Below are 14173 nucleotides of genomic sequence, written 5' to 3' on the forward strand. Positions count from 1 at the left end.
CTCTACACCCCCCAGGAGCCCGCGTGTTCGGCAACTACCTGATCGGCCTGCGCGAAGGCCTCGAAGCCAGCCTGGTCGTCTGCATCCTGATCGCCACGAGCACCAAGGCGGCCCCCTCGGCGGCACCGTCCGGGAAGGCCTCGGCGACGCCCTCCGCGGGCGCCTCCGGCACCCCGTCCGCGACGCCCACCGAGAACCCCAACTGCGATGTGGACGCCCGGAGTCTGACCGCCGGCGCCCCCGCCCCCGGGCACGTCGTCCCGGAGCAGAACTGGACCCTGAAGACCAGCCGGCTCGCCCTGCACGGCGCGGCCTTCCACGGTGTCTACGACGTGAAGACCCCGACCGGGAGCAAGCGGGTCCTGAAGTTCGTGGTCGACAGCGTGGACATCGACAATCTCGATATGTCGACCCTGGAGGGAAACGGCGTCACCTTCCACGTCCAGGGCGGCCCCGGTACGACCTCGACCATGCGCAGCGGCCCGGTCACCATGTACGTGGAGCGGCTGTCCGGCCACCTCTCCAAGGTGCTCGGCCTGCCGATCCTGATCGACCTGGGCGAGATCACCCTCACCCCGGACACCCTGCCGCGCTGGCTGTACGACCTGATCGGCGCCATCCCGATCCCGCTGGACCTGGAGCTGACCGGCGTCACCGCCAAGCAGGCCGGCCAGTTCGGCGGCACCCTGCACATCCCCGGGATGCACCTGTTCAACGACGACGCCCCGTACAGCGACAAGTAGCCGACGCCGCAAGGACCGTGGGGCGGCCCTCCGGAAGGAGGACCGCCCCACGGCGCGTCGGGAAACGCCCGGCGGATCTCCGCCGGGCGGGTGCTCACTCGCTCCCGGTGCCCAGGTGGTGCACCTGCACCATGTTGGTGGTGCCGGGGATGCCGACCGGGACGCCGGCGGTGACGATGACGGTGTCGCCCTCGCCGAGCCGGCGCATCTTCAGCAGCTCCCGGTCGACCTGCGCGACCATCGCGTCCGTGGTGGCCACCTGCTCCGTCACGTACGCCTCGACGCCCCAGCTCAGCGAGAGCTGGTTGCGGGTGGCGGTGTCCGGGGTGAAGGCGATCACCGGGATCGGCGAGCGGTAGCGGGACAGCCGGCGGGCGGTGTCACCGGACTTGGTGAAGGCGACCAGCGCCTTGCCGTCCAGGAAGTCGCCCAGCTCGCACGCGGCGCGGGCGACCGAGCCGCCCTGGGTGCGCGGCTTGCGGCCCGGGTTGAGCGGCTGGAGGCCCTGGGAGACCAGTTCCTCCTCGGCCTTCTCGCAGATCCGGCTCATGGTGCGGACGGTCTCGACCGGGTACTTGCCGACGCTCGACTCGGCGGACAGCATGACCGCGTCGGCGCCGTCCAGGATGGCGTTGGCGACGTCGGAGACCTCGGCGCGGGTCGGGCGCGAGGCGTGGATCATCGACTCCATCATCTGGGTGGCGACGATGACCGGCTTGGCGTTGCGGCGGGCCAGGGTGATCAGCTGCTTCTGGACCAGCGGCACCCGCTCCAGCGGGTACTCCACGGCGAGGTCGCCGCGGGCGACCATGATGGCGTCGAAGGCGAGGACGATCTCCTCCATGGCCTCGACGGCCTGCGGCTTCTCGATCTTGGCGATGACCGGCACCCGGATGCCGACCTCGTCCATGACCTCGTGGACGTCCTTGATGTCGTCCGCGTTGCGGACGAAGGACAGGGCGATCATGTCGACGCCCAGGCGCAGCGCGAAGCGCAGGTCGTCCTTGTCCTTCTCGGACAGGGCGGGCACGTTCACGGCCGCGCCGGGCAGGTTGATGCCCTTGTTGTTCGAGAGCACGCCGCCCTCGATCACCACGGTCTTCACCCGCGGGCCGTCGACGCTGACGACCTCCAGGGCGATGACCCCGTCGTTGATCAGGATCGGGTCGCCGGGCTTCACGTCGCCGGGCAGGCCCTTGTAGGTGGTGCCGCAGATGTGCTGGTCACCGGGGACGTCCTCGGTGGTGATGGTGAACTCGTCGCCGTTGTCGACGGTCACCGGGCCGTTGGCGAAGGTCGCCAGACGGATCTTCGGACCCTGGAGGTCGGCAAGGACGCCGATGGCCTTGCCGGTGTCCTCCGAGACCTGGCGGACCTTGCGGTACCGCTCCTCGTGGTCCGCGTGGTTGCCGTGGCTCATGTTCAGTCGGGCGACGTTCATGCCCGCTTCGACGATGGCCTTCAGCTGTTCGTAGGAGTCCGTGGCCGGACCCAGGGTGCAGACAATTTTCGCTCGGCGCATATGGATCAGTCTATCCGTTCGTGTTATAGGTGCATTCGGTACGCACCGGGAGGAATCGCCGACGAAAAGTTCCGAGGAGTGAGACGATTCCGTGTCAGTCCTCGGACTCCCGGCGTTCCCGGTGCACCAGCGCGAAGGCCTGTCGGGCGATCTCCAGCTCCTCGTCGGTGGGCACCACGGCGACCGCCACCCGGGCGTACTCGGACGAGATGATCCGGGCCTCGCCGGACCGCACCGAGTTCAGCTCCGGGTCGACGGCGATGCCCAGTTCCTCCAGTCCCGCGGTGGCCGCCGCGCGCACCGGCGCCGCGTTCTCCCCGACGCCGGCGGTGAACGCGATCGCGTCCACCCGGCCGAGCACCGCGTAGTAGCCGCCGATGTACTTGCGCAGCCGGTGGACGTACGCGTCGAACGCCAGCTTCGCGTCCGCGTCCCCCTCGTCCGCGCGGCGCATGATCTCGCGCATGTCGTTCTCGCCGCACAGCCCGCGCAGGCCGCTGCGGCGGTTGAGCAGGTCGTCGATCTCGTCCACGGACAGGCCGCCCACCCGGTGCAGGTGGAAGACCACGCCGGCGTCGACGTCGCCCGAGCGGGTGCCCATGACCAGGCCCTCCAGCGGGGTCAGGCCCATCGAGGTGTCCACGCAGCGGCCGCCGGCGACCGCCGAGGCGGAGGCGCCGTTGCCCAGGTGCAGCACGATCACGTTGACCTCGGCCGGGTCCTTGCCGAGCAGCCGGGCGGTGGCCCGCGAGACGTACTGGTGCGAGGTGCCGTGGAAGCCGTAGCGGCGCACCCGGTGCTGGTCGGCGACGCTCCGGTCGATCGCGTACCGGGCCGCGTACTCGGGCATCGAGGCGTGGAAGGCGGTGTCGAAGACGGCCACCTGGGGGAGGTCGGGGCGCAGCGCGCGGGCCACCTCGATGCCGGTGATGTTGGCCGGGTTGTGCAGCGGGGCGACCGGGATCAGCCGGCGGATCTCCGTGAGCACCTCGTCGGTGATCACGGTCGGCTCGGTGAAGCGCAGTCCGCCGTGCACCACCCGGTGGCCGACCGCGGCCAGCTCGGGGGAGTCCAGCCCGAGGCCGTCGGCGGACAGCTCCTCGGCGACGGCCTTGAGCGCGGCGGAGTGGTCCGGGAAGACCTGGACGCTCTCGCGCGCCTCGCCGCCGCGCGGGGTGTGCGCCAGCCGGCCGGCGCTCTCGCCGATCCGCTCGACCAGCCCGGAGGCCAGCCTCGCCCCGTCCAGCATGTCGATCAGCTGGTACTTCACCGACGAGGAGCCGGCGTTCAGAACGAGAACGCGAGTGCCATCGCTCATGCCTGCGGCTCCTTGCTGTCCGGCGTGCGGTCCTGCGACTGGATGGCGGTGATCGCCACGGTGTTGACGATGTCCTGCACCAGCGCCCCGCGGGAGAGGTCGTTGACGGGCTTGCGCAGCCCCTGGAGCACCGGGCCGACCGCGACCGCGCCGGCCGAGCGCTGGACCGCCTTGTAGGTGTTGTTGCCGGTGTTGAGGTCCGGGAAGATCAGCACGGTGGCCCGCCCGGCCACCGGGGAGCCCGGCAGCTTGGTGGCCGCGACGTGGGCGTCCACCGCCGCGTCGTACTGGATCGGGCCCTCGACCAGGATGTCCGGGCGCAGCTCGCGGACCAGCTCGGTGGCCTTGCGGACCTTGTCGACGTCGGCGCCGGAGCCGGAGGTGCCGGTCGAGTAGGAGAGCATCGCGACCCGCGGCTCCACCCCGAACTGGGCGGCGGTGGCGGCGGACTGGATGGCGATGTCGGCCAGTTGCTGGGCGTCCGGATCCGGGTTGACGGCGCAGTCGCCGTAGACCAGCACCCGGTCGGCCAGGCACATGAAGAAGACCGAGGAGACGATCGCGGCGCCCGGCGAGGTCTTGATCACCTCGAAGGCGGGCCGGATGGTGGCGGCGGTGGAGTGCACCGCGCCGGAGACCATGCCGTCCGCGATGCCCTCCTGGACCATCAGGGTGCCGAAGTACGAGACGTCGGTGACCACGTCCAGGGCCAGCTCGACGGTCATCCCCTTGTGGGCGCGCAGCTTGGCGTACAGCTCGGCGAACTGGCGGCGCAGCGGGCTGGTGGCCGGGTCGACGATCCGGACCTGGGCCCGGTCGGCGCCCGGGTCTCCTCCGGCCCGGCGGTCGGCGGGTGCCCCCACCTGCGGCAGCTCGATGCCGGCGGCCGCTGCCTTGCGGCGGACGGCGTCCACCTCGCCGAGCAGGGTGAGGTCGCAGATGTTGCGGCGCAGCAGGATCTCGGCGGCGCGCAGCACCCGCTCCTCGGTGCCCTCGGGCAGGACGACGTGCCGACGGGCGCCACGGGCGCGCTCCAGCAGCTCGTGCTCGAACATCATCGGGGTGACCCGCTCGGACCGGTCGACCTCCATCAGATCGGTCAACTCGGCGGTGTCGACGTGCAGTTCGAACAGGCCGAGGGCGATCTCGGCCTTCCGGGGGCTGGCCGCGGTGAGCTTGCCCTCCAGATGGGTCAGATGGGCGGCGGTGGGCCAGCTGCCCTCGGGGACGACGGCGACCGGGGTGCCGGGGGCGAGCCGGGCGGCCAGTGCCATCACGTTGGGGCCGGGGTGCTGGCCGAGCGTCAGCAGCACGCCGGCGATCGGCGGGGCGCCGGCGGCGTGCGCGGCGAGCGAGCCGATCACCAGGTCGGCGCGGTCCCCGGGGGTGACGACCAGGGCGCCCTCGGTCAGCGCGTCCAGGAAGGTGGGCAGCATGGCGCCCCCGAAGACGTAGCCGCGCACGTCCCGGGCGAGCCCGGCGGCGTCCCCGATCAGCACCTCGGCGCCGGTCGCCTCGACCAGCTGTGCGACGGTGGGCGCGGCCAGGGCCGGCTCCTCCGGGATGACGTAGGAGGGGAGCGGCAGCTTCTCGGTGAGGGTGCGCTGGATCCGCTGCTTGGCGCCGGGGGTGACCCGGTTGGCGATCATCGCCAGGGTCTCGCAGCCGAGGTCGGTGTACGCGCGGTGGGCGCCCAGCACCTCGGCGATCACCGTGTCGGCGTCCTCGCCGTGCCCGCCGACCACCGGCAGTACGGCGGCGCCGAACTCGTTGGCCAGACGGGCGTTGAAGGCCAGTTCGTCCGGGATGCTGGTGTCGGCGAAGTCGGTGCCGAGCACCAGGACCGCCTGGCAGCGCCGCTCCAGCGCGTGGAAGCGGTCGACCAGGACGGAGACCAGTTCGTCCTGCCCCATGGCGGCCTGGAGCGCGGCGGCCTCCTCGTAGGTGAGGCCGTACAGCTCGGTGCTCGGCAGGTCGAGCCGGTAGCGGCCGCGCAGCAGCTCGACCACGTGGTCCGTGCCCGGGTGCCCGGGTGCGGCGGCGTGCACCAGCGGGCGGAACACCCCGACCCGGTCCACCTGGCGGGTGAGCAGTTCCATGACCCCGAGTTCGACCGCCTGGCGGCCGTCCCCCCGGTCGATACCGGTCACGTACACGCTGCGCGCCACGTGGGTGTCTCCGTCCCGTCGTCTCGGAAAGTGGTCATATCGACCATACCTTCGCACCCCGAACGGCCGTCCGCGAGCAGAACGGCGGGGTTCGGGCAAGGGGCGGAGGTCCCGCCCGGGGCCCGCCCGGCGGGGCGGGACCCCGGGGCCTGTCCGGCGGGGCGGGACCCCGGGGCCTGTCCGGCCGCGCGTGACTCCCGTCGCGCGCGGCCCCCGGCGGACGCGGCGCTCAGCGCGCGGGGCGGAGCCAGACGGTGGCGAGCGGGGGGAGGACCAGTTCGGCGGAGCGGGGCTGGCCGTCCCACTCCACCGGTTCGGCCTTGACCGGGTGGGAGTTGCCGACGCCGCTGCCGCCGTACTCCTCGGCGTCGGTGTTCAGCACCTCCTCCCAGAGCTGGTCGCGGCCCGCCAGCCGGGGCAGACCGACCCGGTGCCCGTGCCGGACGACCGGCGAGAAGTTGCAGACCGCGACCAGCGGCGAGCCGTCGGCCGCGTACCGGACGAAGGAGAGCAGGTTGTCCTCGGCGGCGCCGCCGTCGAGCCAGCGGAAGCCGTCCGGGACGGTGTCCAGCTCCCACAGCGCCGGGGTGTCGAGGTAGCGCCGGTTGAGGTCGCGGACCAGCCGCCGCACCCCGAGGTGGTCCTGGTGGGCCGGCCACTGCTCGTCGAGCACCCACCACTGCGGGCCCTGCTCGTGGTCCCACTCCGCGCCCTGGGCGAACTCCTGCCCCATGAAGAGCAGCTGCTTGCCCGGGTGGGACCACATGAAGCCCAGGTAGGCGCGGTGGTTGGCGCGCTGCTGCCACCAGTCGCCGGGCATCTTGGAGACCAGCGCCTGCTTGCCGTGCACCACCTCGTCGTGCGAGATCGGCAGGACGTAGTTCTCCGAGTAGGCGTACACCATCGAGAAGGTGATCTCGTTGTGGTGGTACCTGCGGTGCACCGGCTCCTTGGACACGTAGACCAGCGAGTCGTGCATCCAGCCCATGTTCCACTTCAGCCCGAAGCCGAGGCCGCCGGCGTCGGTGGGCCGGGTGACCCCGTCCCAGGCGGTGGACTCCTCGGCGACGGTGATCACGCCCGGGCAGCGCCGGTAGACGGTGGCGTTCATCTCCTGGAGGAAGGAGGCCGCGTCCAGGTTCTCCCGGCCGCCGTACTCGTTGGGCGTCCAGGAGCCGCCTTCGCGGGAGTAGTCGAGGTAGAGCATCGAGGCGACGGCGTCCACCCGCAGGCCGTCGATGTGGAACTCCTCGCACCAGTACACCGCGTTGGCGACGAGGAAGTTGCGCACCTCCTTGCGGCCGTAGTCGAACTCCAGCGTTCCCCAGTCCGGGTGCTCGGCGCGCAGCGGGTCGGCCGGCTCGTACAGCGGCTCGCCGTCGAAGCGGGCGAGCGCGAAGTCGTCCTTGGGGAAGTGCGCGGGCACCCAGTCGACGATGACCCCGATGCCGTGCCGGTGCAGGGTGTCCACCAGGTGGCGGAAGTCGTCGGGGCTGCCGAGCCGGGCGGTGGGGGCGTAGTAGCCGGACACCTGGTAGCCCCAGGAGCCGCCGAAGGGGTGCTCCATCACCGGCATGAACTCCACGTGGGTGAAGTTCAACTCCTTGAGGTAGCGCGGCAGTTCCTCGGCGATGGCGCGGTAGGTGGTGAGCTCCGGGCGCCAGGACGGCAGGTGCAGCTCGTACACCGACATCGGGGCCCGGTGGTGCGCGGCGCGGCCCCGGCGGGCCATCCACTCGCCGTCCTGCCACCGGTGGTCGGAGGAGGTGACCACCGAGGCGGTCCCGGGCGGGCACTGGGCGGCCCGGGCCAGCGGGTCGGCCTTGTCCAGCACCCAGCCCTGCCGGGTGTGCACCTCGTACTTGTAGGTGGCGCCCTCGGCCAGGCCGGGGACGAACAGCTCCCAGACCCCGGACGAGCCGAGCGAGCGCATCGGGTGCCCGGTGCCGTCCCAGTGGTTGAAGTCGCCGATCAGCCGCACCCCGGCGGCGTTCGGCGCCCAGACCGCGAAGGCGGTGCCGGCCACCGCGTCGACGGTGCGCACGTGCGAGCCGAGCGCCCGCCACAGCTGTTCGTGCCGGCCCTCGGAGATCAGGTGCAGGTCGAGCTCGCCGAGGGTGGGCGGGAAGCGGTAGCCGTCGTGCTGGCGCAGCGGCTCGCCGCCGGGGTACGTCACCAGCAGGGTGTAGTCCGGCGGATCGCCGCCGGCCACCAGGCCGGTGAACAGTCCGCCCTGCTGGTGGGTGAGTTCGGCCGGGCCCTGGGCGGTCTCGACGACCACCCGCTCGGCGAACGGGCGCAGCACCCGGATCGCCGTGCCGCCGAGCACCGGGTGCGCGCCGAGCAGGGCGTGCGGGTCGTGGTGCTGCCCGCCCACCAGCCGGTCGACCTCGGAGGGCGGCAGCGGCGCCTCGGGCAGCCGCAGCGCCCCGCCGGGGCCCGGGCGTCCGGCCTCGGGGGGGCGCCCGGCGGTGGGCCGGGGGGCGGCGGGGGGCTCCGAGGGGGCTCCGACGCCTTCCTCGTCCTCGGCCGCCCGGCGCGCCGCGCGCTCGTGGCCGGCGCGCCCTTCGGCCGCCCGCCCTTCGGCTGGGAGCGGTCCGGCCAGGAAGGTGGCCGGTACGGAGCGGGTGGGGCGGCCGGTCGGGTCGATCGGCGTCACGGCGGGGTCCTCCTGCGACGGGGGTGGGCGAACTCCTGCGGGCGGTACAGGACGGGCGGTACTGGACGGGGGACTGGACGGGGGACTGGGCGGGGACTGAACGGGGGGTGCGGGGACGGGCGGTACGGGACGGGGGTCAGACGGACAGGGCCAGCCGGTTGATCGCGGCCAGTGGGATCGGCAGCCAGCTCGGCCGGTGCCGGGCCTCGTACACCACCTCGTACACGGCCTTGTCGATCTCCAGCGCGCGCATCAGCTCCGGCGAGGCGGCCGGGTCGGCGCCACCGCCGGCCGTGTAGCCGGCGCAGTAGGCGGTGCGGTTGCGCTGGGCCCAGGCGGCGGCCAGGTGGGCCAGCTCCGGGTCGACCGGGCCGCCGGCCAGCAGGTGGGCGGCCGCGTAGTCGAAGGAGCGCAGCATCGCGGCGACGTCGCGCAGGGCCGGCTGCGGCTCGCGGCGCTCGTTGACCGATTTGGCCGGCTCGCCCTCGAAGTCCAGCAGCACCCAGCCGTGCGGGGTGCGCATCGCCTGTCCGAGGTGCAGGTCGCCGTGGATGCGCTGGACCGGCAGACCGTCCGGGTGGGCGTCGGCGAGCTGCTGGAAGGCGGCGCGCAGCGCGGCCCGGAAGCGCAGCAGCCCGGGGACGGCGGCGACGGCGCTGTCCAGCCGGTCGGCCATCGCGCCGGCCAGGCGTCCGGTCTGGGTGCGGTCGAGCCGGGCGACCGGCATCGAGCGGGCCAGCACCCGGTGCACCTCGGCGGTGGCCCGGCCGAGCCGGTGCGCCTCGATGGCGAAGTTGCCCGGGGACCGGTCGCCCTTGAGCCGGCCGACCTGGTCGAGGGCCAGCTCCCAGCCGTCCTCGGCGTCCGGCAGGTAGCGCTGCAGCAGCCCGAGGGTGGCGGGCTCGGCACGCTCCATCCGGCTCTCGAACCAGGCGGCGACCCGGGGGATGCGGGTGGAGCCGGCCCGGGAGAGCGCGAGCGAGAGTTCGAGGTCGGGGTTGGTGCCGGGGTGGATCCGGCGGAACAGCTTGAGGATGTACGAGGTGCCGTAGATGACCGAGCTGTTGGACTGCTCGGCGGTGGAGGCGCGCCCGGGGAGGTTGGCGGGCAGCCCCGAGCCGGGGGTGCGGCGGAAGGACAGCGCGCCGAAGCGGTCCCCGGTGGCCAGGTGTTCCAGCAGCCGCCCGGTGAGCTCCGGGTCGTGCACCGCGTCGTAGAGGGTCGCGCCGTCGTACGGGCCCTGGCTGAGCCGGCCGAGCACGGCGCCGGGCCCGATGTCCCCGAGCCCGCCGGAGCGGATGCCGAGCAGCAGCTGGTAGATGTCGCCGTGCGGGGCGCCGGCCGTGGTGGCGTGCTCGACCCGTAGCAGCAGGTGGAGCAGGGCCGGGTCGCCGACCTGCAGGGGAGTGCCGACCACCGGGGTGAGGCCGGTGATGGGCCGCCCCTTGCCGGCGTACCACCGCTGGGTGGGCAGCCACGCCGCGATCAGCGGCAGGGCCGCCTGGACGAGTTCGCTGACTCCCAGGGCGGTTCTCCGGACCCCGGTGCCCCGGGTGCCCGCCGCGGCGGCGGGAGCGGCGGCGTCGCCGTCCTGGAGGTGGGCTTGAGAACGGGAGGTTTCGGACATGGCTCCCTTTCCCCGGAAGCACGCGGACTGCCCGACGGGTCGTGGCCGGGTCCGTCAGTCTTCCGGATTGCGGCGGCGCGGCGGTCGCGGCACGCGAGCACGGCTCGGGTGTCACGCCTTCGTGTGGGTGGCCGTTGGGCTGTTCTCCGTACGCGTGGTGCAGAGAACTCCGGGGGCGCGGGGGTTCAACTCGCGCCCCCGGAGGGTCTGGTGGTGCTGTTCGCGCTGGTGTGCGGCGTGCGGCGGATCGTTACTTCGATCGCCCGGTCCCGCTCAGGCGCGGGGGCTGCCGGAGCTGGAACCAGTAGAAGCCGTGTCCGGCCAGGGTGAGCAGGTAGGGCCACTCGCCGATCGACGGGAAGCGCACCCCGCCGATCAGCTCGACCGGGTACCGGCCGCCGTACTGCCGCAGGTCCAGCTCGGTCGGCTGCGCGAACCGCGAGAAGTTGTTCACGCACATGACCAGGTCCCCCTCGTACTCGCGCACGAAGGCCAGCACGGCGGGGTTGCTGGAGGGCAGTTCGGCGTAGCTGCCGAGGCCGAACGCGGGATTGAGCTTGCGGATCTCGATCATGCGACGCGTCCAGTGCAGCAGCGAACTCGAACTGCTTTGCTGCGCCTCGACGTTGGTCACCTGGTAGCCGTACACCGGGTCCATGATGGGCGGCAGACTGAGCCTGCCCGGGTCGGCGGAGGAGAAACCCGCGTTGCGGTCCGGGGTCCACTGCATCGGGGTGCGCACGCCGTCCCGGTCGCCGAGCCAGATGTTGTCGCCCATGCCGATCTCGTCCCCGTAGTAGAGCACCGGGGAGCCGGGCAGGGAGAGCAGCAGGGCGGTGAACAGCTCGATCTGGTTGCGGTCGTTCTCCAGCAACGGGGCGAGCCGGCGGCGGATGCCCACGTTGGCGCGCATCCGCGGGTCCTTGGCGTACTCCGCGTACATGTAGTCGCGCTCCTCGTCGGTGACCATCTCCAGGGTCAGCTCGTCGTGGTTGCGCAGGAAGATGCCCCACTGGCAGCCGCCGGGGATCTGCGGGGTCTTGGCGAGGATCTCCGACACCGGGTAGCGGGACTCCCGGCGCACCGCCATGAAGATCCGCGGCATCACCGGGAAGTGGAACGCCATGTGGCACTCGTCGCCGCCCGAGGCGAAGTCGCCGAAGTAGTCGACGACGTCCTCCGGCCACTGGTTGGCCTCGGCGAGCAGCACCGTGTCCGGGTAGTTGGCGTCGATCTCCTTGCGGACCCGCTGGAGGAACTCGTGGGTCTCCGGCAGGTTCTCGCAGTTGGTGCCCTCGCGGGCGAACAGGTACGGCACCGCGTCCAGCCGGAAGCCGTCGATGCCGAGGTCGAGCCAGAACCGCAGCCCGGCGATCATCTCGTCCTGGACCCGGGGGTTGTCGTAGTTGAGGTCCGGCTGGTGCGAGAAGAAGCGGTGCCAGAAGTACTGCTTGCGAACGGGGTCGTAGGTCCAGTTGGACGTCTCGGTGTCGACGAAGATGATCCGGGCGTCCGGGTACTGCTTGTCGTCGTCGGCCCACATGTAGAAGTCGCCGTACGGGCCGTCCGGGTCCGTGCGGGAGGCCTGGAACCACGGGTGCTGGTCGCTGGTGTGGTTCATGACGAAGTCGATGACGATGCGCATGCCGCGGGCGTGCGCGGCGTCGACGAACTCCATGAAGTCGGCGAGGTCGCCGAACTCCGGCAGCACCGAGGTGTAGTCGGAGACGTCGTAGCCGCCGTCGCGCAGCGGCGAGGCGAAGAACGGGGGGAGCCAGAGGCAGTCGATCCCGAGCCACTGGAGGTAGTCGAGCTTGGCCGTGAGCCCCTTGAGGTCCCCGACCCCGTCGCCGTTGCTGTCCTGGAAGGACCGCACCAGCACCTCGTAGAAGACCGCACGCTTGAACCAGTCGGGGTCGAGCTTCTTCTTCGAGGTCTCGGGGAAGGTGTCGGGGACGGGCTCGTTCACTGTCACGCTGGGTTCCTCCGAACCGTGAGGAGGTGAGCCGGCTCGGCTGAGGGATCGAGCCGGACGTAGTTGTGCCGGCCCCAGGTGTAGACGGCGCCGGTGAGCTCGTCGTGCACCGCGTACGGGCCGTCGCCGTCCAGCGTGACGGTGGCCTCCTGGACGTGGTGCGGGTCGAGGTTCACCACGGTGATGACCTGGTCGGTGAGCCCCTCGGGGGTGGTCGCGGTCTTGGAGTAGGCGAGCACCTGGTCGTTGTCGGTGGGGTGGAAGCGCAGGTCGCGCAGCTGCTGGAGGGCCGGGTGGCGGCGGCGCAGCCGGTTCAGCACGGTCAGCAGCGGGGCCAGGGTGTCGGTGCGGCTCCAGTCGCGCGGGCGCAGTTCGTACTTCTCCGAGTGCAGGTACTCCTCGGAGCCCGGGTGGGCCGGCTCGTTCTCGTACAGCTCGTAGCCGGCGTAGACGCCGTAGCTGGGGGAGAGGGTGGCGGCGAGCACCGCGCGGATCGCGAAGGCGGCCCGGCCGCCGTGCTGGAGGTACGCGTGCAGGATGTCCGGGGTGTTGGCGAAGAAGTTGGGCCGCATGTAGGAGGCGGCGTCACCGGTGAGTTCGGTGAGGTGCTCGGTGAGTTCCGGTTTGGTGGTGCGCCAGGTGAAGTACGTGTACGACTGGTGGAAACCGATCTTCGCCAGGGTGTGCATCATCGCCGGGCGGGTGAAGGCCTCGGCCAGGAACACGACGTCGGGGTCGGTCCGGGCGAGGTCGGCGAGGACCTTCTCCCAGAACACCACCGGTTTGGTGTGGGGGTTGTCGACCCGGAAGATCCGGATGCCGTGGGACATCCAGAACCGAAGGATCCGGATGGTTTCCTTGACGATTCCGTCCATGTCCTGGTCGAAGTTGATCGGAAAGATGTCCTGATACTTCTTCGGCGGATTCTCGGCGTACGCGATGGTGCCGTCCGTGCGGTGGCTGAACCATTCCGGGTGCTTGTTCACCCAGGGGTGGTCGGGGGAGCACTGGAGGGCGAAGTCCAGCGCCACCTCCAGGTGCAGCGACCGTGCCTCGGCGACGAAGTGGTCGAAGTCCTCGATGGTGCCGAGGTCCGGGTGGACCGCGTCGTGGCCGCCCTCGGGGGAGCCGATCGCCCAGGGGGAGCCGACGTCGTGCGGACCGGCCGTCAGGGTGTTGTCCGGACCCTTGCGGAAGGCTCGGCCGATCGGGTGGACCGGCGGCAGGTAGACCACGTCGAAGCCCATCGCGGCGACGGCCGGCAGCCGCTCGGCGGCGGTGCGCAGGTTCCCCGGGCGCGGCGGCTCGACGCCGGCCGGGTCCACCGCGGCGCCCTCCGAACGGGGGAAGAACTCGTACCAGGAGCCGAACAGCGCGCGCTCGCGGTCCACCTGGAGCGGCAGCGGACGGGAGGCGCTGAGCAGCTCGCGCAGCGGGTGACGGGCCAGTACGTCGAGCACCTCGGGGGCGAGCGCGGCGGCCAGCCGGGACAGCGGCGGCATGGTCGGGTCGCGCAGCGCGTCGGCGGCGGCCAGCACGTCGGCGCGGCCCTCCTTCTTGGGCACCCCGGCCGCGGCCCGCTCCAGCAGCCGGGCGCCCTCCTCCAGGACCAGCGCGGTGTCGATCCCGGCGGGCAGCTTCACCGCGGCGGCCTTGCGCCAGGTGGCGACCGGGTCGCTCCACGCCTCGACCAGGTACGACCAGCGGCCGGGCGCGGTCGGGGTGACGTGCGCGCCCCAGCGGTCGGTGCCCTCGGCCAGCTCGCGCATCGGCGTCCACGGGCCGCTGCGGCCGCGCGGGTCGCGCAGCACCACATTGGCGTTGACGGCGTCGTGGCCCTCGCGGAAGACCGTCGCGGTCACCGGGAAGGTCTCGCCGACGACGGCCTTGGCCGGGCGGCGGCCGGCGTCGACGAGGGGACTGACGTCCAGGACGGGGATGCGGCCGATCACGGTGTCGCTCTCTGTCGTCTTGCGGGCGGAGGGCTTGGTGGAGGGCTTGGCGGCGGACTTGCCGACGGTCTTCCCGGCGGGCCGCGGTGCCGCCCCGGTCGAACAGCTCGACCAGCAGCGGCGCGGCGACCTGCCCCAGTGGTTCTACACGCCGTCCTGGAAGCGGCTGGCCGACCGGATCTACCCGGTGCCGGTGCGGCTGGCGGGCC

8 protein-coding genes are annotated in these 14173 nt (G+C 72.2%); 1 reads left to right on the plus strand and 7 read right to left on the minus strand.

Translation table 11 applies throughout. The annotated features are described in order from the left end of the window. Positions 1 to 23: 23 nt before the first annotated feature. A complete protein-coding gene (locus tag ABZ449_RS40380; protein WP_360356680.1) occupies positions 24 to 743 on the plus strand; it encodes a hypothetical protein in 720 nt (239 codons plus the stop codon). 94 nt (positions 744 to 837) lie between these two features. Here ABZ449_RS40380 and pyk read toward each other — a convergent pair whose 3' ends face one another. The 7 genes from pyk to ABZ449_RS40415 form a co-directional block, all read right to left on the minus strand. Beyond that, positions 838 to 2265 (minus strand): pyruvate kinase, encoded by a 1428-nt coding sequence (pyk, locus tag ABZ449_RS40385; RefSeq protein WP_360356683.1) that lies wholly within the window; start codon positions 2263 to 2265, stop codon positions 838 to 840. A gap of 94 nt (positions 2266 to 2359) precedes the next feature. Next, positions 2360 to 3583 carry an acetate kinase gene (locus ABZ449_RS40390; protein WP_360356685.1) on the minus strand — a complete coding sequence of 408 codons (1224 nt, stop codon included), beginning with the start codon at positions 3581 to 3583 and terminating at the stop codon, positions 2360 to 2362. Then, entirely contained in the window at positions 3580 to 5751 is a 2172-nt protein-coding gene (pta, locus tag ABZ449_RS40395; protein WP_360356688.1) for a phosphate acetyltransferase, read from the minus strand. The genes ABZ449_RS40390 and pta overlap by 4 nt, the downstream gene beginning before the upstream one ends. Before the next feature lie 229 nt (positions 5752 to 5980). Further along, positions 5981 to 8410, minus strand: a complete 2430-nt coding sequence (gene glgB / locus ABZ449_RS40400; protein ID WP_360356691.1) for a 1,4-alpha-glucan branching enzyme — start codon at positions 8408 to 8410, stop codon at positions 5981 to 5983. Positions 8411 to 8546: 136 nt separating this feature from the next. Next, positions 8547 to 10037, minus strand: a complete 1491-nt coding sequence (locus ABZ449_RS40405) for a maltokinase (protein WP_360356694.1) — start codon at positions 10035 to 10037, stop codon at positions 8547 to 8549. A 250-nt stretch (positions 10038 to 10287) separates the two neighbouring features. Beyond that, on the minus strand, positions 10288 to 12012 hold the full coding sequence (treS, locus tag ABZ449_RS40410; protein ID WP_360356697.1) for a maltose alpha-D-glucosyltransferase: 1725 nt from the start codon (positions 12010 to 12012) through the stop codon (positions 10288 to 10290). Further along, complete coding sequence (locus ABZ449_RS40415) at positions 12009 to 13964, minus strand: alpha-1,4-glucan--maltose-1-phosphate maltosyltransferase (protein WP_360356699.1); 1956 nt, start codon at positions 13962 to 13964, stop codon at positions 12009 to 12011. The genes treS and ABZ449_RS40415 overlap by 4 nt, the downstream gene beginning before the upstream one ends. Positions 13965 to 14173 lie beyond the last annotated feature (209 nt).

This window comes from Kitasatospora sp. NPDC005856 (genome assembly GCF_040629945.1).
Taxonomy (GTDB): Bacteria; Actinomycetota; Actinomycetes; order Streptomycetales; family Streptomycetaceae; genus Kitasatospora.

Bases quoted from the DNA above. Each gene is read 5' to 3' on its own strand.
- ABZ449_RS40405 (WP_360356694.1), bottom strand. From the start codon at position 10,037: ATGTCCGAAACCTCCCGTTCTCAAGCCCACCTCCAGGACGGCGACGCC.
- pyk (WP_360356683.1), bottom strand. From the start codon at position 2,265: ATGCGCCGAGCGAAAATTGTCTGCACCCTGGGTCCGGCCACGGACTCC.
- ABZ449_RS40390 (WP_360356685.1), bottom strand. From the start codon at position 3,583: ATGAGCGATGGCACTCGCGTTCTCGTTCTGAACGCCGGCTCCTCGTCG.